The following is a 21,487-nucleotide window of genomic DNA, read 5'->3' on the forward strand; positions in this document are numbered from 1 at the left end:
GAGTATGTAATGGATATGAATTCGCATGCCATGCTGGGCAATGCCTGGTTCGGCTTGATCGGCCTGATGCTGATCTTTTACGTCGTCACGGACGGCTTCGACCTGGGCGTGGGCATCCTCAGCCTGTTCACCCGCCGCGAGCAGGAACGCAACCTGATCTTCCAATCGATCGCCCACGTGTGGGACGCCAACGAAACCTGGCTGGTGGTGGTGGGCGGCGCCCTGTTCGGCGCCTTTCCCAGCGCTTACGCCACCTTGCTGGAACAGCTGTACATTCCCATCATGCTGCTGATCGCCAGCCTGATCATGCGCGGCGCCTCGATCGAGTTCCGCCATGCGGCCGGCAACAAGCGCCTGTGGGACGTGGTCTTCGGCGTGGGCAGCCTGCTGGCCGCCGTGGCGCAGGGCGTGGTGCTGGGCGAGGTCATCACGGGCTTGCAGCCGGGCTGGCTGAGCGGCATCTTCACGGCCTGCACGGCGCTGGGCGTGGTAGCCGGCTATTGCTTGCTGGGCAGCACGTATCTGATCAAGAAGACGGGCGGCCTGCTGGAAGCGGCGGCGCGCCGCTACGCGACCACCAGCGTGCTGGCGACGGTCGCGGCCGCCATCGTGCTGTCGGCCGGCACCATGGTCTTCAGCGCCATCGGCCACGACCGCTGGGCGCAGCCGGGCGTGTTCGGCGTGCTGCTGGCCCTGGCCGCCATCGCCGCCAGCGCCTTCATCTACATCCTGTGGGCCGTGCACGTGAACGGCGTGCGCGGCCCCTTCCGCGGCGCCATCGTGCTGTTCCTGGCGTCGTTCGCGGGCCTGGCCATCAGCTTCTTCCCGGATCTGGTGCCGGGCAAGCTGAGCATCGCGGCGGCCGCGTCCGATGAGCCGACCCTGATCTTCATGCTGATCGGCATGGGCACGATGCTGCCGATCATGATCGGCTACAACCTGTTCCAATATTACGTCTTCGAGGGCAAAGTCGTGCCCCGGAAACATTGATTCACATCACAGCATGCGTCTTCCATCATGATCATTCGCCCCTCCACCAACTGGTTCCGCATGCTGTTTGTCTGGGATGGCTCGGTGCTGCAAGCCATCATCCCGCAATTGCTGCTGATGCTGGTCGTCAGCTCGCTGGCCTTGCTGACGGATGGCCGTATCTTCGGCGTCAAGATTCCGCTCGATACGGCGCCGTTTCCCATGGTCGGCATCAGCCTGGCGATCTTTCTCGGCTTTCGCAATAACGCCAGCTATGCGCGCTTCGTCGAGGCGCGGCATATCTGGGGGCAATTGCTGATCGCCGCGCGGGCCCTCGCTTCGCAGGCGCTCACGTATCTGCCGCAGGAAACAAGCGGCCTGGACCACGAGTTGCTGCTGCGCCGCCTGGTCGCCTTCGTCTACGCGCTCAAGCACCAGTTGCGCCAGACGGAGCCGCAGGAAGACCTGGCGCGCTACCTGCCGGCCGAGGACGTGCAGCGCTTGCAGGGCGCCAACTTCAAGCCCGTCGCCATACTGCATGCGGTGCGCGCCATGCTGCACGACGCCGTGCAGCGCCAGCCGGGCCAGACGCAGCTGCTGTGGATGCTCGACACCCAGCTCAACGACCTGGCCGCCACCGTGGCCGGCTGCGAGCGCATCAAGAACACGCCGATACCGTATCCGTACGGCGTGCTGGTGCACCGCACCGTCTACATGTATTGCTTCCTGTTGCCGCTGGGCCTGGTGGATGCCATCGGCGTGGCCACGCCCCTCATTTCCGTCTTCGTCGCCTACACCCTGTTTGCGCTGGAAGCCATCGCGCAGCAGATCGCCGAACCGTTCGGCCTGGCGCCCAACTGCCTGGCCCTGAACGCCATGACGCGGGAAACGGAACGCTCGCTGCTGGAATTGCATGGCGACCCGCTGCCGCCCTCGATACGGCCCTGCCCGCGCTATCAGATCAACTAATTTATATGCCTAACAAAACCGTAGCGAGCGGATGTGAGTTGTGGCTGAGAAGCGTAGCTGTGCGAATGCACAGTGAGCATCGCAGGCCGCAAATCGCGACGCGCAGTAGGTTTGGTTAGGTATAGGAGGAAAAAATCATGGAATGCAATATCGGCATCACCACCATCGAACGCGACGGCTACCTGGACGTTCCCATGGTGCGCCACCAGGGGGGCGTGGCCACGGCGGGCCGCGACATGGTGGCCGAGGAGTATCCCGTGGCCCTCGTCTACAACGGCATCGCCCACGCCGTGATGATGGCCACGCCGCGCGACCTCGAGGAATTCGCCGTCGGCTTTACCTTGACCGAAGGCATCGTCGGCAGCGTGCGCGACATCTACGACCTCGACGTGTGTTGCGGCGAAGATAGCGCGGAAGTGCGGCTGACCATCGCGCAGCCGGACTTGATCAAGCTCAAGGGCCGGCGCCGCGCGCTGTCCGGGCGCACGGGTTGCGGCGTGTGCGGCATCGAAAGCCTGGCCCTGCTGGACCTGGTGCCGGAAAAGATCACGCGTCCCCTGCCGCCGCTGGTGGCCAGCAGCGCCATCCTCGGCCGCGCCGCGCGCGAACTGCTGCCTTACCAGGAGCTGATGCACAAGACGGGCGGCGTACATGCGGCCGCCTGGTGCACGGCCGAGGGCGCCATCGTGAAAGTGTTCGAGGATGTGGGCCGGCATAACGGCCTCGACAAGCTTATCGGCTACCTGGCCCTGCACCGCATCGCCATGCACGACGGCTTCGTCTTCCTGTCCAGCCGCGCCAGCTATGAACTGGTGCGCAAGTCGGCACGCATGCATATCGGACTCGTCGCCACCATCTCGGCGCCCACCTCGCTGGCCATCCGCATCGCGCGCCAGGCCGGCATGCAGCTGGCCAGCTTTTGCCGCCGCGACGGCTTTGTCGATTACACGGCGGGCGAAGATAGCGGCCAGCATGCACCTTAGCATGTACCTTGAACGGCAAATGCTGCATTCTTTGCTGTAAAGCAAGTGCACGCTTGACTTGCCATCGCTGCGGGCTTTCAATGGTCATTGTTTCCATTAATTAACTTTGTCCGCGTGCCAGCACACGGCGCGGCAGCGATGAAAGGATGACCGCAATGGCCCTGGCACAGGAGCAGCATCTGATGGATACATGGCAAACGGGCGGCTTGAAGCCGCGCGCCTGCGACTGCGGCGGCACCGTCTTCACCATCCTGCACCAGCGGGTGATGGCGGACATGCGGCGCCGGCAATTTCTCGGCGGCGCGGCCGCCATGCTGGCGCCCTTCATCGGCTTGTCCACCAGCAACGCCATCGCCCAGCAGCCGCAAACGCCCCAGCGTCCCCTCCTGCTGACCAATCTGCGCCTGTTCGACGGCACGGGCAAGGCGCCCCGTTCCGGCATCCACGTGCTGGTGACGGGCCCGACCATTACCGCCCTGTTGCCGGCCGGCGAGAAGGTGGACGGCGCGCAAGTGATCGATTGCCAGGGCAAGCTGGTGATGCCGGGCCTGATCGACGCCCACTGGCACACCATGCTGGCCGCCATCAACCAGGTGACGGCCATGACGGCCGATATCGGCTATCTGTACCTGGTGGCGGCGCAGGAAGCGCAGCGCACCTTGCTGCGGGGTTTTACGTCCGTGCGCGATCCGGGCGGCCCCGCGTTTGCATTGCAGCGCGCCATCGATGAAGGCATCGTCGACGGCCCCCGCATCTTTCCGTCGGGCGCCATGATTTCGCAAACCTCGGGCCATGGCGACTTCCGTTTGCGCTCCGACATCCCCCGCGCGGCGAATGCGCCGCTGGGCATGGCGGAAACGGCGGGCATGGCCATGATCGCCGATGGCGAGGCGGAAGTGCTGCGCCGCGTGCGCGAGCAGCTGATGCTGGGCGCGACGCAAATCAAGATGATGGCGGGCGGCGGCGTCGCCTCCATATACGACCCGCTCGACAGCACGCAGTATTCGGAGCGCGAACTGCGCGCCGGCGTGGAAGCGGCGGCCGACTGGGGCACGTATGTGATGACCCACGTCTACACGCCGAAAGGCATACAGCGGGCCATCCGCGCAGGCGTGCGCAGCATCGAGCACGGCCAGCTGGCCGACGACGACTCCGCGCGCCTGATGCGCGACACGGGCACGTGGTGGAGCCTGCAACCGTTCCTGCAAGACGCGGATGCGAATGTGTATCCCGATGCGGCGCGCAAGGCCAGCCAGAGGATCGTATCCGAAGGCACGGTGAGGGCGTATGCGCTGGCGCAAAAGTACGGCATCAAGACGGGCTGGGGCACGGACATCCTGTTCAACGCGAAAAACACGCCCACGCAAGGCCGCCAGCTGGCGAAACTCACGCGCTTTTACGATCCCTTGACCTTGCTGGCGCAGGCGACGGGACAGAATGGCGAACTGCTGGCCCTGTCCGGCCAGCGCTCGCCCTACCCTGGCACCTTGGGCAAGCTGGCCGCGGGCGCGCTGGCCGACTTGCTGGTGGCCGATGGCGACCCTGCGAAAAATCTGGATTTCCTTGCCCAGCCGGAAGAAAACCTGCTGCTGATCATGAAGAACGGGCGCATCTACAAGGACAAATTGCGCGCGCCATTGGCAGGCTGAAGACTGGCGCGTTGGCAACAGCGGTGGCTTGCCGCATAATGCGCCCATGTTCAAACTGACTTTTCTCGGCACGTCCTCCGGCGTGCCCACGCGCCACCGCAACGTCACGTCGCTGGCCCTGCAAACCACGCACAACCGCGACTGGTGGATGATCGATTGCGGCGAAGCCACGCAGCACCGGCTGCAGCGCCTGCCCCTGTCCGTGCACGACCTGGTGGGCATCTGCATCACCCACGTGCATGGCGACCACAGCTATGGGCTGCCGGGCTTGCTGGCCAGCGCCTCGATGACTGGGCGCAAGAAGCCCCTGCTGCTGATCGCCCCGGCCGCCATCAAGGCCTGGATCGACGCCACCTTGCTGCACACGGAACTGTTCCTGACGTATCCGCTGATCCACATCGACGTGGACAGCGCGCCAGTGGTGTACGAGGAAGCGGGCTTGACCGTCTCGCGCCACGCGCTGTCGCACCGCGCACCGAGCGTCGGCTACCGTTTCGCGCTGGAAACGAGCAGATGGAAGCTGGACAAGGCGGCCCTGCAAGCGGCCGGCGTGCCGCCCGGTCCCGCCTGGGGACTCTTGCAGGCTGGCCAGGATGCGCTGCTCGACGATGGCACGGTCTTGCGCGCCGCCGCTTTCCGCCAGACGGAAACGCAGCGCGCCACGGTGGTGGTCGGCGGCGACAACGACACGCCGGCCTTGCTGGCCGACGCTTGCGCGGATGCGCAACTGCTCGTGCATGAAGCCACCTACACGGAAGCCATGCTGCAGAAAGTGGGGCCCGGCCCCACGCACAGTTCCGTGCAGCGCGTGGCGCAGTTCGCCGAAGCGGTCCGCTTGCCGAACCTGATCCTCACCCACTTCAGCGCCCGCTATCACCATGCGGAAGGCATGGCCGAACTGGAAGCGGAAGCGCGGCTGCATTACTCAGGCAAACTATTCCTCGCGCGCGATTTCGACAGCTATGAACTCGATGCGGCCGGCGTGCTGAGCAAACTACCTGGGAAATCCCAATAACAACGCCTAACAAAACCGTAGCGAGCGGAAGTAAGGCTCGGCGCCCCCGTTGGCTTGAGAAGCGCAACTGTACGAAGGTACAGTGAGCATCGCAGACCGCAAATTACGACGCGCAGTAGGTTTTGTTAGGTGTTACTTTAGTGGGGATTGACGCCATACTGCGCCGCATACTCCGCGGCCAGCGCGCGCGCCGCCTGCTGCTGTGACGGCGTGAGAATTTCCAGCAACTGGTCGCGGTTCTTGATCGATTGCGCGCTGCCCGCCTCGGCCGGCATGGCGATCCACGCATACGCCTGCACGTAATCGAGTTCCACGCCCTGCCCTTGCGCGTACAGCAAGCCGTATTCATTCTGCGCCGACAGGGAGCCGGCTTCGGCCGCCTGCTTGTACCAGAACGCCGCCTCGGCATAGTCTTGCGGTACATCAATCCCCTTGCGGTAAGCCTGCGCCAGGTTGAATTGCGACTGGCCATCGCCCGCCTCGGCCGCCTGGCGGCCATACGCGAGCGATTGCGCCATGTCTTGCGCGACGCCATCGCCGCCCGCATACATCAGGGCCAGGTTGGCCAGCGACGGCGGGAAACCCGCTTGCGCGGCGGCCGTGAACAATTCCACCGCTTTCGGCAAATCCTGCGTCACGCCATGGCCCTGGTAATACAGGCTGGCCAATAAATGCTGGCCGGCCGGATCGCCCGTGCGCGCCGCCGCATCGAATTGCTTGAAGGCCTCGGCATAATGACCGTCGTTATAGGCGAGGATGCCCGCTTCATTCAAAGATTCAGGAGAGGAGCTCATAAAGATTCCTTATTCGGGGATTTTTTGGCATTGTACACAGCACTGTTCCGCGCAGAATGCACGATAGGAAACCGTGTGGCGCATTGCCGGATTCATGCAGTATGATGATTCTCCGCCTGATGTAATCCACGCATTGTGCACTCGTGCCCGCCCATAAATATCGCCATGAAACTGATCGCTCTGCTTTTATCCCTGATTTCCACCTCGGTTTATGCTGGTACCTTGCATCTGGATAAAGCCGCGACAGGCAAAGTGCGGCAAGCGGCAGATATCCTCTATGCGAATCACGATGAAAAACAGACGTATCGGCTGAAAATCGGAAAGCAGTGGATGAATGGCAGTTGCAGCAGCAGCGGCACGGGCAATTTGCACGCGCTGCTGCTGGACATGAATTTCGACGGCCATGCCGACCTGTGGGTCACCGGATACACGGATAGCCAGGGACGCATCCGCTGTTCCGATGTATGGTTATGGGATGCGCCAGCGCAGCAATACCGTTTCAATCAACCCTTGTCAGCCATTCCGAATCTGAACATCAACATGGCCGAGCAAAGAATCGAAGGGGGCATTCCCAATTGCGGCTGCGCGGCGCAATGCTTTTATGAAGACAGCTATGCGTGGCAAGCCAGCAAATTAATTACCATCGCCCGGCGCGCACAGGATTGCGAACGCTATCGGGAATACCGCTTGAATGACAAAAACGACTTGATTATCGTCAAGGATGAAATCATCGATAGCGGCAATCCCGGCCAGCAGGCAATCGAGAATAGCAAAATCTTTGACTGGCAGCGCCATGCGCAAACCATGCGCAAACCTTGGGAATGAGGTTTATCCAGCCTCACTCCCGCCACAGACACGACACCAGCGAGTAATGACATGACGACACATCCAGCTTCCATTACCTTCCATCCCGCCAAGGCGGAAGACACTCCGGCCTTTATCGACTTGCGGGGCAGGACGCGGCAAAACGCCGTGTCCGCGGAACGCCTGGCGGAAGTGGGCATCACGGCCGGCACCTGGGCGGAAATGATGCGTTCGGGCAGCCTGCCTGGCCACGTCTGCCATCATGACGGCCAGCTGGTCGGCTACTGCTTTGGCGAGCGCGACACGGGCGAAATCATCGTCCTGGCGCTGCTGCCGGAATTCGAAGGCCTCGGTATCGGCAAAACCCTGCTGGAACTGGTGATGACGGAACTGCGCGCGCACGGTCATCAACGGCTGTTCCTCGGCTGCTCCGACGACCCCGCTTCGCGTTCCTACGGCTTTTACCGCTACCTGGGCTGGACCTCGACGGGCGAGACGGACAAGTATGGCGACGACGTGCTGGAGTTTCGCTTTACGGCCTAGCGTCTAGCCCGGCACGCGGCTGGCATCCCACACGCGCAGAATCTGCGTGATGGCGCCGTCCAGCACGGTGTAGCCCACGCCATCGCGGGTCTGGATAGCCACGCCCGACAGAAAGCTGTCGAAGACGGACGCCAGCGCCACGGCATCCATATCACCAGGCAATTCGCCGCTGGCCATGCCCCGCTCGACGCAGCGCACGAAGCCGGCACGCGTGCGGGCGCGCGATTGCGTGAGGGGCGCGGCCACAGCCGCATGCTCGGCCGTCGGCGCGCTCATGCAACCGAGCGCCACCATGCAACCGGGCGGGTGGCCCGCATCGGACTGCATGCTGGCCGACTGGCGCAAGGCCAGCTCGATGGCCGCGCGCGGCGCCAGGCCATCGTCCCACAGGCATTCCGTCACGCGTGCAAACGTGTCCAGATAGCATTGCGCCGCTTCGCGGAACAACGCTTCCTTCGAGCCGAACGCCGCATAAAAGCTGGGCGCGGAAATGCCGCCGCCCAGGCTCGCCTTGAGCTGACTCAAGGACGTCGATTCATATCCCTGCTGCCAGAATAAAAACATGGCCTGCTCGACCGCCGCCTGCCGGTCGAACGTGCGCGGCCGTCCCATTTGCGCCATCCATCGCTCCTTCTCATCTACCCGTATGCCACTTACATACTACTCGATACAGAAGTCGTTGACAACACGGCGCGCCATCGCCTATATTTGTACCGATCGATACATATGTACCGCAACGACGGTCAGGGGCACTCCTGCGCCTGATCACTTGACAAGGATGTTTGCCGTGAATCACGCCACTATCACTACCGGAGCCAGCCCTGCGCTGGCCGACCGCCTCCCCGTCGCCGGCTTGCTGGCCCTGGCCATGACGGGTTTTATTTGCATCGTCACGGAAACCTTGCCCGCCGGCTTGTTGCCGCAGATCAGCACGGGACTCGGCATCAGCGCCGCGCTGGCCGGGCAAATGGTCACGGCCTATGCCCTCGGCTCCCTGCTGGCAGCCATTCCGCTCACCATCGCCACACGCGGCTGGCGCCGCCGCAACGTGCTGTTGCTGACCATCATCGGCTTTCTCGTGTTCAATACCGTCACGGCGCTGTCGTCCCACTACTGGCTGACCCTGGCGGCCCGTTTCTTTGCCGGCATGGCGGCCGGACTGGCGTGGAGCTTGCTGGCCGGCTACGCGCGGCGCATGGTGGCGCCGCATCAGCAAGGCCGCGCCCTGGCGCTGGCCATGGTGGGCGCGCCCGTCGCCCTGTCCCTGGGCGTGCCGCTGGGCACCTTGCTCGGTTCGCTCGTCGGCTGGCGTGCCGCGTTCTGGATCATTTCCGCCCTTACATTGATCCTGATCGCCTGGGTGCTGGCGAAGGTGCCGGACTACCCGGGCCAGTCCGTCCATGAACGCCTGCCCCTGCGCCGCGTCTTCACGACGCCGGGCGTGCGCCCCGTGCTGGCCGTCGTCATCGCCTGGATGCTGGCGCACAACATTCTCTATACCTACATCGCCCCGTTCGTGGCGCCGGCCGGATTGACGGAGCGGGTGGACCTGGTGCTGCTCGTCTTCGGCGCCGCCGCCATGGCCGGTATCTGGATCACGGGCAAGCTGGTCGAGCGCCACTTGCGCAGCACTGTGCTGGTCAGCCTGGGCGTGTTCACCGCCACGGCCCTCGTGCTGGGCATCGCGTCACAGTTTCCCATTGTCATTTACCTGGGCATGGCCGTCTGGGGCTTGTCCTTTGGCGGCGCGGCAACGCTGTTGCAGACGGCGCTGGCCGACACGGCCGGCAGCGGCGCCGACGTGGCCTTGTCGATGAATGTGGTGGCGTGGAATGGAGCCATCGCGGCAGCGGGCGTGGCAGGCGGCGCCTTGCTGGAAACCTGGGGCGCGGGCGCCTTCCCATGGGCCATGGTCAGCTTGCTGGTGCTGGCCTTTGCGATCGCCTGGTCTACCCGCGCGCATGGTTTCCGGCCGGGACGGCGCAACGGCGGCGCGCCCGTGGCCGGGCATTGATCATCAGGGAGCCGCAGGGACACTCATGATGCGCCGCACGTGTCCCGTCTGCGCGAGGAAACGGACCAGGGTGGCATGCGACAGCGCCACCGTGGCCGTGTTGCGCAGCGGGTGCTCGACGAACCGGACATCGCCGGCGCTGCTTGCCAGCCAGCGGGACAGGGTTTCTTGCATGGAGGCTCCTCAGCGCGGACGCGATGAAGAGATTGTAGCGGCGCGCCGCGTGCTGCGCTTGCCGTCAAGGCTGGGGTTCGTCCTTGTCGGCCTTGTCGGCCGCCGCCAGCCCCCAGTCATTCCAGCCTTCGCCAAACAATTCGATCGGATGCTGCGTGCGTTCGGAACCATTGCCGCAGCGCATGGCGTCCGGCGGACAATACTTGTCGCAGCCCCAGCAGATGCGTTCGGGGTTCTTAGGGTTCAAGGGAAAAGGCTTGGCCATGGTGTGGGCGCCGGGGTCGGTTAGGTCTTGTTGATGACTCTAGACCTGGCGCGGGGGGAGGTCAAACCAATTTCAGCTAGAAACTTGTCCAATATCAAGCTTGTGCAGATCGTGGAGCATCGGCATGGCGCCGCCCCCTACTCTTTATCGTTTCTGATGGATATGGCCACTTCCAGCACGATACGCGCCACATTGACACCGCCGTCGGCGGCCGGCTGTGCCTTCAGCTCATCTTGCGCGTAGACCATCGTCACCATCGCGCCAGGCACGAACAGGCTGATGTCTTGCTTGTGGTTTATGTAGATGCTTTCGTCCACTGCCGAGCCATCCGCCAGGCGCAAGGTGACGCTGTTGACCTGATCGCCACGGCGGCTGTCCTGGCCCGCGAAATACGTGCGTTCGATGATGCCCGTCACGGTTTGCGTCGGGAGGCGCTTAGCCTCGATGCTTTCCCACCAGGCATCGGAAGCGAACAGGCCATGCCTGCCTTTCAGGCCCATGTGGGGCCTGGCACTGTCGAGGGTAAGGGCCTGGGTTTTGGCGACGCGGCCGGGATCTTTTGCCAGAGCTTCGGCGAGGGTATAGACGGGTTTCATCAGCTGCGGGAATTGTTAAAAACAGTCGCTCAATGTTTGCGCCGGATGACGTAGGCGTTGCCGGCAGGCTCGAAACCGAGCGTCGGATAGTAGGACATGGCGTCCGGGGCGGAGAGCAGTATCAAGGACACGTCGTCGCCGATGATCGCCTGGGTGCGCTTGACAAGTTCCTTGCCGATACCCAGGCCCTGGTACCGCTGGTCGACGGCCAGGTCCGACAGATAGCAGCAATACGCATAATCGGTCAGCGAGCGGGCCAGTCCCACCAGCTCATTATCCACCCAAGCCGACAGCGAGAGGCAAGGCGCGGCGAACATGCGCGCGATTCTCGGGAGATTGTCGGTCGGACGCTTGATGCCGGATTGATCGAAGACACGGACGACATCGAGCGGATCGAGGGGGAAGTTATGGCGATATTCGACGGTGATGTTTTTCATGGATTCAAAAGTGGAAAGTGATCGCGCATGGGCGCAGCTTGTTTCTGCAAACTTTGCTCAGATTCGCATATGCATTGAATAGTATGCCAGTTGCGGGAGAGAAAGACTGTTTCCATCCCCACCGTGCATGTGACGCTCATTCCGATGTCCGGAACTTCAAAAAACGTTGGCCTTTATGCTCCACCTCGCGATCAAATAGGAAGCCGATTCTTGCCAGCCCCTTGACGCGAGTGCGGCTGGGCGGCAGCAGGATACTGACCGGACCAATGCCCAGTTCCAGCCGGCGGTGCATGAAATGGCGCGCCAGCGCGGGCCCATGTCCCCAGAACCCGGGGAGCAATACCAGTGCCAGGTCAGCTTCGCCCCCTTCCTTCTGAAAACCGCCCCAGCCGGCAAACGCGCCATCCACCCGGATAGCCCACGGTCCATAGCCATTCGCTTGCCATTGCGCGTCCTTGCCTTTCGCCCATTCCGCAATAGCGCCATCCGTCCAACGTTCGGTGGCCAGTGGCATATGGCGGATGACGTCCGGGTGATTCAACAGAAGGAGCCATTCTTCGTGGGGAATATCGGAAAACGGGGGAAAAGTAAAAGCCATGTGCGTTCAGTCAGTTGAATGGGTAGCCGATGAACTTATCATCGTGCCACGAAAAGTACGCACTCGCCAGTGGAGAACAAAAACGGTGGATCCGGGATTGTTGAATGTAAAATGCAAAACCTTTCATATCTCTATCTGATATCGAACAGACTTGGCAAGGATTGTAAATATGTTGGCACCGTTACGTTTGAATAGACGCATGTACGCTTCCTTGGTCGTCGCCGTTTTTCTTATTGCTGGCGTCTCATCGGCACTCGCGGCCACGCTTGACGAGGACCGGACACGCGGCGACATCCATGGCTTGTTTGAAATCAGGGAGGCCGCAGTACAGTTCATTGCAGCAGAGAACTCCAAAAATGGCACAAGTTGGCAAGTCCTGGAGCCGAACCGGAAGATTCTGGTGACAAAATGCGCGGCAGCTTTGCGTGTGAAATGGGTTCCGCAAAGCTACGGCCTGTCTGGATTCAATGTTGCCGTGAGTTGCGCCAAGACCGTAAAGCCCACGACACAGAAAAAATGGGAAGTGTTCGTGCCAGTTAGCCGATAAAGGGGGGCATCGCGCATAAATGATCGCTTGGGAAGCCAAGGTCGAATGGGCGCGAGGGCCAGTTCCACCATTGGCGCATGGACAAAGGCCTTGGACGTCGTCGATGCCAGCTCAATTGAAAAGCAAGCCACGAAATAGATATCAAGGCATCAGGGCCATGGGCGAATAAAAGCAATCCTCCCGCACCGGACCTGACAACATGCGATAAGAAAAGCTAGTCAAATGACTGGTTTTTCTTATTATGTCGGACTTTCTTGGAACTGTTTTGCACTATCACAAATCTCATACCATGCAGGCTTGGAGCCAACATGCACATGGAATTGTATTCTTGCCTCAGGGTCATCATCCAGGCAATTGACTGAGATGGGAAATGAATCATTCTCTGAGCCAATTTCCCCTAAAGAAGTTCCGCATTTTTTGCAAAAAGTTCTTGCATATGTAAACGGAGGTTCCGGCTCATAGCGTTGAATGAATTCCCGTCCCGCCAGCAAGGTAAATGAATTTTTATCAACGAAGGCCAGGGTGCTCGCTCCGGCCTTCCGACAACGGGAACAGTGACACATGCCCATCATTGCCGGGGGGGATGTCAATTCAAACTTTACCGAGCCACAGCAGCAGCTGCCTTTGATCATGAGGAGTCCTTTTTGAAAGTTGACACTGTATTTTTACACAGTATTTCCAAACAGACAAGGTACACATGATTCAGAAAGCGCCGTGCGTGCGCGGGACTGCCGCGCAACGGGGCATTGCTGCCGCATCACCGGATACCGGCAGACTATTCTTGGCCATCAGGGCCAGATCATCTCCAGACCGACCATCTTGACGACGAAAAAGGTGACGAGCCCCAGGCCCAGGAGCGTGAGCACGAAGAGTGCGGCTACCTTGCCGCCCGCGCGCAGCACCGCGCGCGCCTCCTGCTCTTTCCCCTTCTTCCCTTGATCGTAATGCCACTTGATGGCGAAGAACATGCCCGTGCAAAGCACGAGAGCCTTGAACGTAACAAAGACTATAGGGGTCCAATCCATCATTTTGAGTATTTCCAGGTTTTATTACTTGATACTGTCTATCGTGAGGAGCACTTCCTCAAAACGCTGCTTCCGCAACTACGGTTCAAACCATCCCCCAGGGCATCCTGCGTGACTCTTTCATTATAGCCAGCTATGAAATATCAAGAGCACCGAGCGCCGTGATTTGCCGAATGCGGATGAGCGAGGTGAAAACGTCAGCGACTGCCATGCAAGGATGGTGTTGCTGCAGGTTCTGACACATACTACTTTAAAACAATATCCATACATTGAGACAAAATGTCCCAGTTGCAAACCATACAAGATTGAAACCTGACCATCTGCTTGCCGCGCCTGGCCGGGAATGAAGGGCCACGTTTTTTGCGGGTTGCGGAGGCGTTGCAGGCGGCGGTGGCAAAAGGATCGCAGACACCGGGTGACCGCCTGCCTCTGCAGCGCCGGTTGGCGGCACGTGTGCGTCCCCCTCGAATTACTCAGGAAAACCATTGCCAACTGCAATAGTCGCCGCCTTCACCGCAATCATTTCGGCCCCCGGGAGGCCCCTGTCAGCATTGGTCAGCACCGCCACATACAGCTGTTTCTCGGGCAGACGCAATGCGTAGGTGGAAAAGCCGGGAATGCCGCCGCCGTGTGACTGCATTGGCATGCCGCGCATCTTGCGCACGCTCCATCCATAGCCATAGGGAACACTTTTGCCGTCGGCCAGGACATGGGCGGTAAACGCTTTCTGCTGGCTGGAAGGCTTAAGCAGTGTGCCGGCGCTGACGGCGGCATCCCAGCGCGCCAGGTCGTCCACTGTGGACACGAGCGCTCCGGCCGCGTACGGCAGCGTCATGCTGACCGCCTTGCCTGGCTCGAAGGCGGAACCGGCACTGCTGCGCGTATAGCCCCTGGCGCGCATCGCACTGCCACGCTCATGGCCTTCGTAAGCGCTGTCGCGCATACCGAGCGGCACGAAAATGCGCTGCTCGACGAATTTGGCATACGACAGGCCTGAGACCTTTTCGATAATTGCACCCAGCAAGAAGTAACCCGAATTACTGTACGAATAGCGCGTGCCTGGCTCGAACTGGAGCGCATCGTTCTTGAAGCTGTCTATCATCTGACTCACCGTCTGATCCGTATTCATTCCCGCCTCAAAGGTCGGCTTGTTGGTAAAGTTTGCGATGCCCGAGGTATGCGTCAGCAGATGCTCGATCGTAATGCGCTTGCCTCCGCTGGGGTAGTCGGGAAGGAACTTCCGGATGTCCTCGTCCAAAGCCAGCTTGCCTTCATCCGCCAGCATCAGGATGCCGGTGGCGGTGAACTGTTTGCTGATTGAAGCGATGCGCATCACCGTGTCCGGGGTCATGGGCCGGCCCTTGGCCACGTCGGCCATGCCATACGCCTTGCGAAACACGGTAAGGCCGGCCTGCGTGACGATGACAGTGGCGCCAGGCTCGTTTGCCTTGAACAGGGGCGCGATCTCGCTGTCGATACGTGCGGCCAGCGCCTCTTCTTCGCTGGCCCCAGTGACGCTTGCAGGAGCGGCGGTGGAGGCGGCGTCAGCGTGGCTGGCGGGAGCTTGCAGCACCAAAAGCAATGTCAGCAGCAGCGGTGAGGCGAGGCGACGCGAGTAAAGTTTCGACATATGGATATCCCGTTGAAAGTGGCTCGGCAGCGCGACCGTTCGCGCCAGCTCAGTAAGGAAGATAAAGAGGATGACGGCAAAGAACCAGCGGCTTGCGACGAACTGCGTTTTCGGCGGACAAGCGGAAGAAAAACGTCGTTTTTTTAGCACGCACCGGGCTGGTCGAACGGATAGCCGTTTTTGCCAGTATTTACTTGAACATACAGGCGCCTTGTTGCACAATCAGCCATTTTCCTGGTGGGAGATGCACGATGAGTGAGCAGAAAGCGGCCGGCGCCCTGACGATGGCAGATGTGACGGCCAGCGAGATCGCGGGCGATCAAACGCCGCAGCCGGCCAGTGCCGCGCACTTGGCGAACTGCGCCAACTGCCAGGCGCCGCTGGGCGGCGCATTTTGCCAGGCCTGCGGCCAGCCGGCCCACATCCACCATTCGCTGCTGCACCTGGCCGAAGAAGTCGTGCACGGCATCCTGCACTTCGACGCCAAAGCTTGGAAGACGCTCCCGCTGCTGGTGGCCTTTCCGGGCCGTCTGACGCGCCGCTACATCGACGGCCAGCGCAAGAACTATGTTTCGCCGCTGGCGCTGTTCCTGTTCATGGTCTTCCTGACCTTCTTCGTCACCTCGTTCGGCAGCGGCCAGCTTCTCAGCCGCGACGCCAATATCGCCTCGCTGACCAACCACGCCGCGTCCGCCAAGCTCCGCGTCGAGCGCAATGAGCAGGCGCTGGAGGAGGCCCGCAAGGCCAATACCGGGGTCGCCGGTGTCGAGAAGGCGCTGGCCGTTTCGCGCAAGCTGCAACACGAAGCCGAGCAACGCCTGCTGTACGTCGCATCACCCGAAAAAGTGAACAGTGAGGAGGCAGTTGAGCTGAGAGAGCCCGGTTGGTTCGACAAGACTGTCTCCAGGATCGCGTCCAGCCCGCCCAATCCCGACGCCACTTTTCCTGAGCTGGAAAAAAGCTTTCATCACGCCGCAGAGAATCCCGAGTTGGCGTTTTACAAGCTCAAAAACACGATCTACAAGTTCTCGTTCCTGCTGATCCCGATCTCGCTGCCCTTCATGTGGCTGATGTTTTTCTGGAAGCCTGGCGTGACCATGTACGAGCATGCGGTGTTCGTGCTGTACTCGCTGTGCTTCATGTCCTTGCTGTTGACCGTGCTGATACCGCTATCGATACTCAACCAGGGCTGGCTGATCGGATTGCTGGTGTGCGTGGCGCCGCCCCTGCACATGTTTCTGCAGCTACGCGGCACCTACAACCTGGGCAAATGGGGCGCGCTGTGGCGCACTTGCATGCTGCTGGTAGTGGCCAACATCGTGTTTTGCGTGTTCATTGTGCTGGTGTTGATGAAGAGCGTGCATTAGGGTCACAAAAACAGGGGGATTCGGGGCGCGAAGGCGCCCTGCTCGCTTCCACCGGGAAATAAAGAAACCGCCTTCGGGCGGTTTTTTATTGCCAGGCGGAGCGGTGTAATGCGAATGACTAAGCTTTATGCGGCTTTTAGATGCCAAGCGACAACCGTACCTACTAAACTACCCACACCCGAATATCGGTGCATAAATACCTTGCGAAGACTAGGGTATCGACATCCCTCCGCATAAATTCCCATATCACAAGCTCTGCTCCTCACAACTATACACGGAGTTCAACTGGAATATTTATCATCGGTTTCACGGAATAGTCTGGCTTGCGATCCAGGAAACAGGCAACATCGGGAACGGGAACGGTCTGTGCAAATGTTCCTAGCCTTGTCTTGTGTTCGATCACATTGAGCAACACGGCATTCGCATGGGATAGGGCATTGATGTCCTCGCAAGCAAGATCGAGTGTCTCATATCGCGCATAGTAATCGCCCGGCTGATTGGCCCAGTAAATGCCAAACGCTGTGGCAAATTCGCACTTTGGTTGCGCTATGACCTGTCTTAGAAGCCATACGCCATTATGATAATTTTGATGCTGAGCGATGGCATGAAGCTGACATCCAGACAATGTCGAGAGATCGTTTTCTACTTCTTTTTTGAATGCTTGAATACCTATCTCTCTCTGCCGAGCATAGAAGCGATAAAAATCCTCCTCATCGTCGCCTTCCATCGCACTGTCAAAAACCGACTTATCCATGTCGTGGTAATAGGTGTCGCCAGCACATTTTCCTTTCAGTGCCAGGATTAAGATATCTTGCTCGGCATTCGAGCCGTTAGGCTGTTTAAGTCCCAGCGCTTTTGCCAGTTTTGTTAACATATTCACTCCTTGGAGTAGACGGTTTGATAAAACTTCAGGATGAGTAAATGCGACAAGTGGAAAGAAAAAAGTCGTTCTTCATGCAGCCTGCACAATATTGGCATCCACCAGTCTGACGGGCACTCTCGCAAGGTATGAAGTCACAATCAAAATTTTTCTGAGGCATCGTTTTGAGTTCGCTGCTCAGCCTCTAACCTTTGTGGTTCACTCATATCCACCTTCATGCTTTCGTTCATCATTTCAGAGTCAACGATGCGAAAACTATAACCGTTTGCCAAGTCTCCCTGGTAATAAATCACTGCAGATATGTACTTACCACCAATAATTTCCCTATCTTTGTAAGGGAAACGGCTAGGACGATAGATGCCTACGGGTGTTCGCAACCCTCCCCAAAGAAACGAAATAAATTTCGACTCAGGATTCACATCAGTTGCAGGAACGACATCTCCAGAAGTTATTCTGGGCTGTCCATACTTGGCCACAAGCATAACAATAAGACTGTCTCGATTAATGGCGGTACTAAAACCCTGGTCAACAAAAACACTGGCCAGAAGATCTCCCTGTGCTTTGCCAGAAAAAATAAAACGCGCTGATATACAATCTTGTTGCAAATCACTGGTTGCCGCGGAGCGGCATGAATTATCTATAATTCCTTGATCATCTCCAGCCATGATCGCAAGAATATCAAATGAATTCTCTCTAGACTCCAACTTAACGCGAGGAAACTCATTTTCTGCTAATTTCAACACTTTATCCGACGCATCGCCGAGAGAAATATTGCGATACTGCAGCATCGATTCAGCTCCTACACCTAGAGGAAGTCCCAGTAAATAGATCGGCAAAAATCGCCGTACCCACCGAGGAAGGTTTATCATTTTCATAGCTATAAAATTATTCAATTATTGCATCACGCACATAGTTTTGCGATCCGCAAGTATAAAAATTGCCATCAAACCAAAGCTGACACTTAACGAAGCCACACATATTACACGCACGGCCTGCTCTGCGACGACCTGTTCGAATGGCAGGGGATCAGCACGGAATTGAACCGCAGCGCGAATACGCCGCAAGCTGCCTCGCCGTTCGCCAGCCTCGAATAGATTTGGACCACAAGTCCGCAATACAGACCCGCTAGGACACGCAGGCTGAGGGTCAGGCCGCCATTCAGACACCGACTGATGCGTCGGGTGCTGTGAAAGCCGGCTCAGTCGAAAAGCTAATTGGAACCACAAACGCGCGCCTGGGGCGCGCGAAGCTGCCGCGCAGCGGCAGCTGGTGGCGGATTCGGGGCGGGCTGAGCTGCTAAGCCTCGCCCTTCGAATCTCACGAACAATTTAACCCGGCACTAGTTTTCAAGTCTTCAAAATACTTCATACAGTTCAAATGCTTACGCGTAATTTTGTTCCGCACGCAATGTTTTTCCACCACCTTGCAACGCACTGTTTTCACCGCCCCACACGGACGATGCGGAAACGTTTTTTTGTGCAAGTGTGGTCTGTACAGCCAGCGCTTAGTGGTCCGCGAAAGGAGGTAGTAAGTCTTGATCGACCAAACGGATTTCGATGGCGTTGGCTATCTTGACGTGCTCAGGGTTCTCGTCCGAGAACGGCACGTCGGTGACACTGACAATGATGGTGCCGATTTGTTTATCGTTATCCTTCTCGTCCGTGATCATCACAGGCACAAGCGCGCGGGCCTCTGGCACTTGCTGGACCGCCAGCACGCGCGGAAGGTAGAGCATCCAGCCTACGCCAGGCCGATCCTGGAATACCTGCTTCTCAAAATACTGATAGCGTGCGACATTGATGATGCTAGGTTGAAGACTACCGGCAATCATTGAGAGAAGCTCTATCACGCCATCAAGCCCCCCAAGACGTTGAATACCTTCGCCTTGATAATTAATCTCAAGGCTCCAGGCAGGCCAGTCCTCATCGTGAAACTGAAAAGTAATAGTCGCTCCATCGCCTTGCTTAAGTTCTCCATTCCATGCAGCAAAATAACGAATATTGTCGCCTTTAAACTCTGTTTCGAGTACCGCCTCGGCTGCAGGGGTGAGTTCTCCCAGGGCGTCGAAAGCTGGGTATCGAAGCGACTCCTCTTCGGTATCCCCCCATCAGGAACCACTGTTTTCCCAGGGGATCAGTTTTTTGCAGAAATCGGACGATAGGCCCAATCTGTTCGACATTGGACCGGAAGGCTAACGATGTGCCGGGTGTCAGTTTTTTGAATGCGGCTTTTATTATGGTCATGATATTATGGAATGTGAAGGACGGATATTCCCAAACTGAGTAACTTTGGCTTCATATATCTGCAAGCCATCGCGGTTTGGAAGTAATACGTTAATGCGGCCGGTTTGTTTCTGCCTACGATTATTGATTGGGCCAGGGCCTGTTTCCCCATGTCAACGAAAATTTTTTCTTGAAAGGGGTATAGAAACTCACCTTCTCTATTAAAAAACTGATCGTATTCTGCTTTTGCCTCTTGCAACAAGCACATGCCAGATTTAAAGCCGTCGAAGTCTTTTCCTTCAAATAACCATTCCATGCCTGTAGGAAATCCCGTTATTCTGGCCTGATACTCCATCGAGTTTTGCGACATGTGGTGATTGACAGGCATAAGAGCACCACGGTCCGGCGGGCACTCTTTGCACTTTTCTTTTTCTTTCGTTGTGGCCTCCGTGCGCGCAATCGCGCCTGATTTAGCCTTATCGGCCTCTTCCTGGCGTTTGCGTGCCTGCTCAAGCGCCGCTTCGCCCGCAGCGCCGGCGGCGAGGCCGACACCGAGTGCAGCCAGTACACGCACTGCAACGGCCTCAACGACAGGAATGACGACAGGAATGAAAATTGCTGGCATCAGTTCATTCCCTGTAATTTGTTGCGCATGATTGCATCGATTTCATCTAGGCGCTGCTCCGGAGTCGCGCCGCGTTTACATAGATAGCCATTGACCAACGGATCATCATGAATACGTACGGCATCAGCAGACAGGTACATCAATCGCATAATGTGCGGCGTACTGGTGAAACCCACACGGGCAGCATAGTCATGCGCATTCTGCATACGTGCCAGAACGGCCTCCCGGCCGGGCTGTACAAGCATGTCAGGCCGGTTAGCAAGGAACTCATCGCATACCATTGAGACGAACTGGCGGGCTTCGCCTTGCTGCAGGGCCTGCCACTGTTCCTCAGTGAGCGTCAGCATGTTGCCTCCCGACCCAAACACGCTGCCCGTTGTGCAGCAGGTGCCACTCGTAAATATGGCTGAAAAATTCCTCCCGCTGCCCGGCATCGAGCGTCTGAGCAAGGTTGGCCAAGACGCGTGGGTCCCAAAAACGCAGCAAGGCGCTACGGCCATCCGGCAGGCGCACCTCCAGCCTCAGTTGCAACAGTTGCGCGAGTCCATCCAAGTCTTGTGGCGAGATCAGCCAAGACAGAGAAGGAGTATCGCGCTCAAGCGCAGTCAGCTCTTCGACAAAAGACTCCGCCACGCTGGCCACATCGACCAGCCAAGGCCCGGCATGCCTGAGCGCAGCGTCCGGGGTGCCTCTGAATAGGGGAAAAAGTCCGGTGCCGGCCAGTAGCCGCTTGTTGCGTTGGGTTTGGTACTGAGCACCATCCACCAAGGCGTATAAGTGTAGCTCGGGCATCGCGTCGCGTCGCTGTTCCCACCGAATTCTGACGTCAAGCATCGTCATTCGCGGATCACCACGGGACTGCCAACGTGGGCAGCCTTGAGCAGGCAATCAAGACAGATGCCCGACGATGTGACGGCCGCGATCTGAGGCGTGGCCTCCAGAGCTGCGATCTTGTCTTCGGCTGCCGGGTCGCCCATTGACGATTCGTCCGACCAGCTCGTGGTTATTTGGCCGGAAATCAGTTTCGCACCGCAAGCGGTCATATCCATGTGACGCGCATAGCCGTTGCCGCTGCCATCCACCAGGTCGCTCGGACCGGACTTGATGGCGAAAGCCCCCTTACACTTGGGACACACTGCCATGTCACCCACGCGCGCGACATACTTGCCGTTGATATCGACGGTGAGATCGGCGCTGATGACTGTGCCGCCATGACTGGTCTTGTCGCCCAAGACGATGAGGGGTCTGTTCAAATGATGCTCCTGTATGGGATGCCGCCACGCGATAAGTTGCATTTATAGCATACTTTTTAAATATGCCTGATAAGCACGATTCAAAACTCATAGAACTGGCTCGCGAATCGAAGCTCAATGATTCAGCG

Annotated in this window: 27 protein-coding genes and 1 pseudogene; 11 read left to right on the forward strand and 17 right to left on the reverse strand. The window is 58.8% G+C overall.

Annotation, left to right across the window (positions count from 1 at the left end):
• Window positions 1-9 precede the first annotated feature (9 nt).
• From OX460_RS16360 to OX460_RS16380, 5 genes are all read left to right on the forward strand, one after another.
• Window positions 10-990: a cytochrome d ubiquinol oxidase subunit II gene (locus tag OX460_RS16360; RefSeq protein ID WP_099664926.1), complete on the forward strand. Its 981-nt coding sequence runs from the start codon at window positions 10-12 to the stop codon at window positions 988-990.
• A 27-nt stretch (window positions 991-1,017) separates the two neighbouring features.
• Window positions 1,018-1,938, forward strand: coding sequence for a bestrophin family ion channel (locus tag OX460_RS16365; RefSeq protein ID WP_289899280.1), 921 nt, complete (start codon window positions 1,018-1,020; stop codon window positions 1,936-1,938).
• Window positions 1,939-2,132: 194 nt separating this feature from the next.
• Window positions 2,133-2,921: a formate dehydrogenase accessory sulfurtransferase FdhD gene (fdhD, locus tag OX460_RS16370; protein ID WP_289899373.1), complete on the forward strand. Its 789-nt coding sequence runs from the start codon at window positions 2,133-2,135 to the stop codon at window positions 2,919-2,921.
• A gap of 182 nt (window positions 2,922-3,103) precedes the next feature.
• Entirely contained in the window at window positions 3,104-4,570 is a 1,467-nt protein-coding gene (locus OX460_RS16375; RefSeq protein WP_289899281.1) for an amidohydrolase family protein, read from the forward strand.
• 46 nt (window positions 4,571-4,616) lie between these two features.
• A complete protein-coding gene (locus OX460_RS16380) occupies window positions 4,617-5,585 on the forward strand; it encodes a ribonuclease Z (RefSeq protein ID WP_289899282.1) in 969 nt (322 codons plus the stop codon).
• A gap of 137 nt (window positions 5,586-5,722) precedes the next feature.
• Here OX460_RS16380 and OX460_RS16385 read toward each other — a convergent pair whose 3' ends face one another.
• Window positions 5,723-6,379, reverse strand: a complete 657-nt coding sequence (locus OX460_RS16385; RefSeq protein ID WP_099664930.1) for a tetratricopeptide repeat protein — start codon at window positions 6,377-6,379, stop codon at window positions 5,723-5,725.
• Between the two features lie 330 nt (window positions 6,380-6,709).
• Here OX460_RS16385 and OX460_RS16390 point away from each other — a divergent pair, with 330 nt between their 5' ends.
• Entirely contained in the window at window positions 6,710-7,204 is a 495-nt protein-coding gene (locus OX460_RS16390) for a hypothetical protein (RefSeq protein WP_289899283.1), read from the forward strand.
• 51 nt (window positions 7,205-7,255) lie between these two features.
• Window positions 7,256-7,726 carry a GNAT family N-acetyltransferase gene (locus OX460_RS16395; RefSeq protein ID WP_289899284.1) on the forward strand — a complete coding sequence of 157 codons (471 nt, stop codon included), beginning with the start codon at window positions 7,256-7,258 and terminating at the stop codon, window positions 7,724-7,726.
• Between the two features lie 3 nt (window positions 7,727-7,729).
• On the opposite strand, the gene OX460_RS16400 is transcribed toward OX460_RS16395, so the two are convergent.
• Window positions 7,730-8,347 (reverse strand): TetR/AcrR family transcriptional regulator, encoded by a 618-nt coding sequence (locus tag OX460_RS16400; RefSeq protein ID WP_251350825.1) that lies wholly within the window; start codon window positions 8,345-8,347, stop codon window positions 7,730-7,732.
• A 247-nt stretch (window positions 8,348-8,594) separates the two neighbouring features.
• On the opposite strand from OX460_RS16400, the gene OX460_RS16405 reads away from it, so the two are divergent.
• Window positions 8,595-9,740, forward strand: a complete 1,146-nt coding sequence (locus OX460_RS16405; protein WP_289899374.1) for an MFS transporter — start codon at window positions 8,595-8,597, stop codon at window positions 9,738-9,740.
• Window positions 9,741-9,743: 3 nt separating this feature from the next.
• Here the strand turns inward: OX460_RS16405 and OX460_RS16410 are convergent, their stop codons facing one another.
• From OX460_RS16410 to OX460_RS16430, 5 genes are all read right to left on the reverse strand, one after another.
• The gene (locus OX460_RS16410; protein ID WP_289899285.1) at window positions 9,744-9,914 is read right to left on the reverse strand and encodes a hypothetical protein; all 171 of its coding nucleotides are present in this window, start codon (window positions 9,912-9,914) and stop codon (window positions 9,744-9,746) included.
• A gap of 64 nt (window positions 9,915-9,978) precedes the next feature.
• Window positions 9,979-10,179 (reverse strand): DUF3079 domain-containing protein, encoded by a 201-nt coding sequence (locus OX460_RS16415; protein WP_251350827.1) that lies wholly within the window; start codon window positions 10,177-10,179, stop codon window positions 9,979-9,981.
• 137 nt (window positions 10,180-10,316) lie between these two features.
• Complete coding sequence (locus tag OX460_RS16420; RefSeq protein WP_289899286.1) at window positions 10,317-10,775, reverse strand: hypothetical protein; 459 nt, start codon at window positions 10,773-10,775, stop codon at window positions 10,317-10,319.
• A 29-nt stretch (window positions 10,776-10,804) separates the two neighbouring features.
• Window positions 10,805-11,212: a GNAT family N-acetyltransferase gene (locus OX460_RS16425; protein ID WP_289899287.1), complete on the reverse strand. Its 408-nt coding sequence runs from the start codon at window positions 11,210-11,212 to the stop codon at window positions 10,805-10,807.
• Between the two features lie 136 nt (window positions 11,213-11,348).
• Window positions 11,349-11,810: a GNAT family N-acetyltransferase gene (locus OX460_RS16430; RefSeq protein WP_289899288.1), complete on the reverse strand. Its 462-nt coding sequence runs from the start codon at window positions 11,808-11,810 to the stop codon at window positions 11,349-11,351.
• 199 nt (window positions 11,811-12,009) lie between these two features.
• Between OX460_RS16430 and OX460_RS16435 the strand changes: the two genes are divergently transcribed.
• On the forward strand, window positions 12,010-12,357 hold the full coding sequence (locus OX460_RS16435) for a hypothetical protein (protein WP_289899289.1): 348 nt from the start codon (window positions 12,010-12,012) through the stop codon (window positions 12,355-12,357).
• A gap of 239 nt (window positions 12,358-12,596) precedes the next feature.
• Here the strand turns inward: OX460_RS16435 and OX460_RS16440 are convergent, their stop codons facing one another.
• Complete coding sequence (locus OX460_RS16440; RefSeq protein ID WP_251350834.1) at window positions 12,597-12,989, reverse strand: GFA family protein; 393 nt, start codon at window positions 12,987-12,989, stop codon at window positions 12,597-12,599.
• 156 nt (window positions 12,990-13,145) lie between these two features.
• Complete coding sequence (locus tag OX460_RS16445) at window positions 13,146-13,385, reverse strand: hypothetical protein (RefSeq protein ID WP_077401383.1); 240 nt, start codon at window positions 13,383-13,385, stop codon at window positions 13,146-13,148.
• Window positions 13,386-13,694: 309 nt separating this feature from the next.
• Here OX460_RS16445 and OX460_RS16450 point away from each other — a divergent pair.
• Window positions 13,695-13,835: pseudogene (locus OX460_RS16450) on the forward strand (PLP-dependent aminotransferase family protein); the annotation flags it as partial.
• Between the two features lie 16 nt (window positions 13,836-13,851).
• On the opposite strand, the gene OX460_RS16455 reads toward OX460_RS16450, so the two are convergent.
• Entirely contained in the window at window positions 13,852-15,162 is a 1,311-nt protein-coding gene (locus tag OX460_RS16455; protein WP_289899290.1) for a serine hydrolase domain-containing protein, read from the reverse strand.
• Between the two features lie 101 nt (window positions 15,163-15,263).
• Here OX460_RS16455 and OX460_RS16460 point away from each other — a divergent pair, with 101 nt between their 5' ends.
• The gene (locus OX460_RS16460; protein WP_289899291.1) at window positions 15,264-16,379 is read left to right on the forward strand and encodes a DUF3667 domain-containing protein; all 1,116 of its coding nucleotides are present in this window, start codon (window positions 15,264-15,266) and stop codon (window positions 16,377-16,379) included.
• Window positions 16,380-16,647: 268 nt separating this feature from the next.
• On the opposite strand, the gene OX460_RS16465 is transcribed toward OX460_RS16460, so the two are convergent.
• The 7 genes from OX460_RS16465 to OX460_RS16495 form a co-directional block, all read right to left on the reverse strand.
• On the reverse strand, window positions 16,648-17,253 hold the full coding sequence (locus tag OX460_RS16465) for a DUF4274 domain-containing protein (RefSeq protein ID WP_251350837.1): 606 nt from the start codon (window positions 17,251-17,253) through the stop codon (window positions 16,648-16,650).
• Window positions 17,254-17,399: 146 nt separating this feature from the next.
• Complete coding sequence (locus OX460_RS16470) at window positions 17,400-18,047, reverse strand: hypothetical protein (protein WP_289899292.1); 648 nt, start codon at window positions 18,045-18,047, stop codon at window positions 17,400-17,402.
• A 716-nt stretch (window positions 18,048-18,763) separates the two neighbouring features.
• The gene (locus OX460_RS28505) at window positions 18,764-19,318 is read right to left on the reverse strand and encodes an immunity 52 family protein (RefSeq protein ID WP_354669831.1); all 555 of its coding nucleotides are present in this window, start codon (window positions 19,316-19,318) and stop codon (window positions 18,764-18,766) included.
• 188 nt (window positions 19,319-19,506) lie between these two features.
• Entirely contained in the window at window positions 19,507-20,106 is a 600-nt protein-coding gene (locus OX460_RS16480) for a Tox-REase-5 domain-containing protein (protein ID WP_099664946.1), read from the reverse strand.
• Window positions 20,106-20,453: a hypothetical protein gene (locus OX460_RS16485; RefSeq protein ID WP_251350839.1), complete on the reverse strand. Its 348-nt coding sequence runs from the start codon at window positions 20,451-20,453 to the stop codon at window positions 20,106-20,108. The genes OX460_RS16480 and OX460_RS16485 overlap by 1 nt, the downstream gene beginning before the upstream one ends.
• A complete protein-coding gene (locus tag OX460_RS16490) occupies window positions 20,437-20,946 on the reverse strand; it encodes a DUF4123 domain-containing protein (protein ID WP_099664948.1) in 510 nt (169 codons plus the stop codon). The genes OX460_RS16485 and OX460_RS16490 overlap by 17 nt, the downstream gene beginning before the upstream one ends.
• Window positions 20,943-21,359, reverse strand: a complete 417-nt coding sequence (locus OX460_RS16495) for a PAAR domain-containing protein (RefSeq protein WP_289899294.1) — start codon at window positions 21,357-21,359, stop codon at window positions 20,943-20,945. Before OX460_RS16495 ends, OX460_RS16490 begins: the two co-directional genes overlap by 4 nt.
• Window positions 21,360-21,487 lie beyond the last annotated feature (128 nt).

The organism is Janthinobacterium sp. SUN033 (assembly GCF_030397595.1).
Classification (GTDB): domain Bacteria; phylum Pseudomonadota; class Gammaproteobacteria; order Burkholderiales; family Burkholderiaceae_D; genus Janthinobacterium; species Janthinobacterium kumbetense.

Coding starts and splice junctions, on each gene's coding strand:
- OX460_RS16360 (WP_099664926.1), top strand. CDS start 10: ATGGATATGAATTCGCATGCCATGCTGGGCAATGCCTGGTTCGGCTTG.
- OX460_RS16365 (WP_289899280.1), top strand. CDS start 1,018: ATGATCATTCGCCCCTCCACCAACTGGTTCCGCATGCTGTTTGTCTGG.
- fdhD (WP_289899373.1), top strand. CDS start 2,133: ATGGTGCGCCACCAGGGGGGCGTGGCCACGGCGGGCCGCGACATGGTG.
- OX460_RS16375 (WP_289899281.1), top strand. CDS start 3,104: ATGGATACATGGCAAACGGGCGGCTTGAAGCCGCGCGCCTGCGACTGC.
- OX460_RS16380 (WP_289899282.1), top strand. CDS start 4,617: ATGTTCAAACTGACTTTTCTCGGCACGTCCTCCGGCGTGCCCACGCGC.
- OX460_RS16385 (WP_099664930.1), bottom strand. CDS start 6,379: ATGAGCTCCTCTCCTGAATCTTTGAATGAAGCGGGCATCCTCGCCTAT.
- OX460_RS16390 (WP_289899283.1), top strand. CDS start 6,710: ATGAATGGCAGTTGCAGCAGCAGCGGCACGGGCAATTTGCACGCGCTG.
- OX460_RS16395 (WP_289899284.1), top strand. CDS start 7,256: ATGACGACACATCCAGCTTCCATTACCTTCCATCCCGCCAAGGCGGAA.
- OX460_RS16400 (WP_251350825.1), bottom strand. CDS start 8,347: ATGGCGCAAATGGGACGGCCGCGCACGTTCGACCGGCAGGCGGCGGTC.
- OX460_RS16405 (WP_289899374.1), top strand. CDS start 8,595: ATGACGGGTTTTATTTGCATCGTCACGGAAACCTTGCCCGCCGGCTTG.
- OX460_RS16410 (WP_289899285.1), bottom strand. CDS start 9,914: ATGCAAGAAACCCTGTCCCGCTGGCTGGCAAGCAGCGCCGGCGATGTC.
- OX460_RS16415 (WP_251350827.1), bottom strand. CDS start 10,179: ATGGCCAAGCCTTTTCCCTTGAACCCTAAGAACCCCGAACGCATCTGC.
- OX460_RS16420 (WP_289899286.1), bottom strand. CDS start 10,775: ATGAAACCCGTCTATACCCTCGCCGAAGCTCTGGCAAAAGATCCCGGC.
- OX460_RS16425 (WP_289899287.1), bottom strand. CDS start 11,212: ATGAAAAACATCACCGTCGAATATCGCCATAACTTCCCCCTCGATCCG.
- OX460_RS16430 (WP_289899288.1), bottom strand. CDS start 11,810: ATGGCTTTTACTTTTCCCCCGTTTTCCGATATTCCCCACGAAGAATGG.
- OX460_RS16435 (WP_289899289.1), top strand. CDS start 12,010: ATGTACGCTTCCTTGGTCGTCGCCGTTTTTCTTATTGCTGGCGTCTCA.
- OX460_RS16440 (WP_251350834.1), bottom strand. CDS start 12,989: ATGATCAAAGGCAGCTGCTGCTGTGGCTCGGTAAAGTTTGAATTGACA.
- OX460_RS16445 (WP_077401383.1), bottom strand. CDS start 13,385: ATGATGGATTGGACCCCTATAGTCTTTGTTACGTTCAAGGCTCTCGTG.
- OX460_RS16460 (WP_289899291.1), top strand. CDS start 15,264: ATGAGTGAGCAGAAAGCGGCCGGCGCCCTGACGATGGCAGATGTGACG.
- OX460_RS16465 (WP_251350837.1), bottom strand. CDS start 17,253: ATGTTAACAAAACTGGCAAAAGCGCTGGGACTTAAACAGCCTAACGGC.
- OX460_RS16470 (WP_289899292.1), bottom strand. CDS start 18,047: ATGCTGCAGTATCGCAATATTTCTCTCGGCGATGCGTCGGATAAAGTG.
- OX460_RS16480 (WP_099664946.1), bottom strand. CDS start 20,106: ATGCCAGCAATTTTCATTCCTGTCGTCATTCCTGTCGTTGAGGCCGTT.
- OX460_RS16485 (WP_251350839.1), bottom strand. CDS start 20,453: ATGCTGACGCTCACTGAGGAACAGTGGCAGGCCCTGCAGCAAGGCGAA.
- OX460_RS16490 (WP_099664948.1), bottom strand. CDS start 20,946: ATGACGATGCTTGACGTCAGAATTCGGTGGGAACAGCGACGCGACGCG.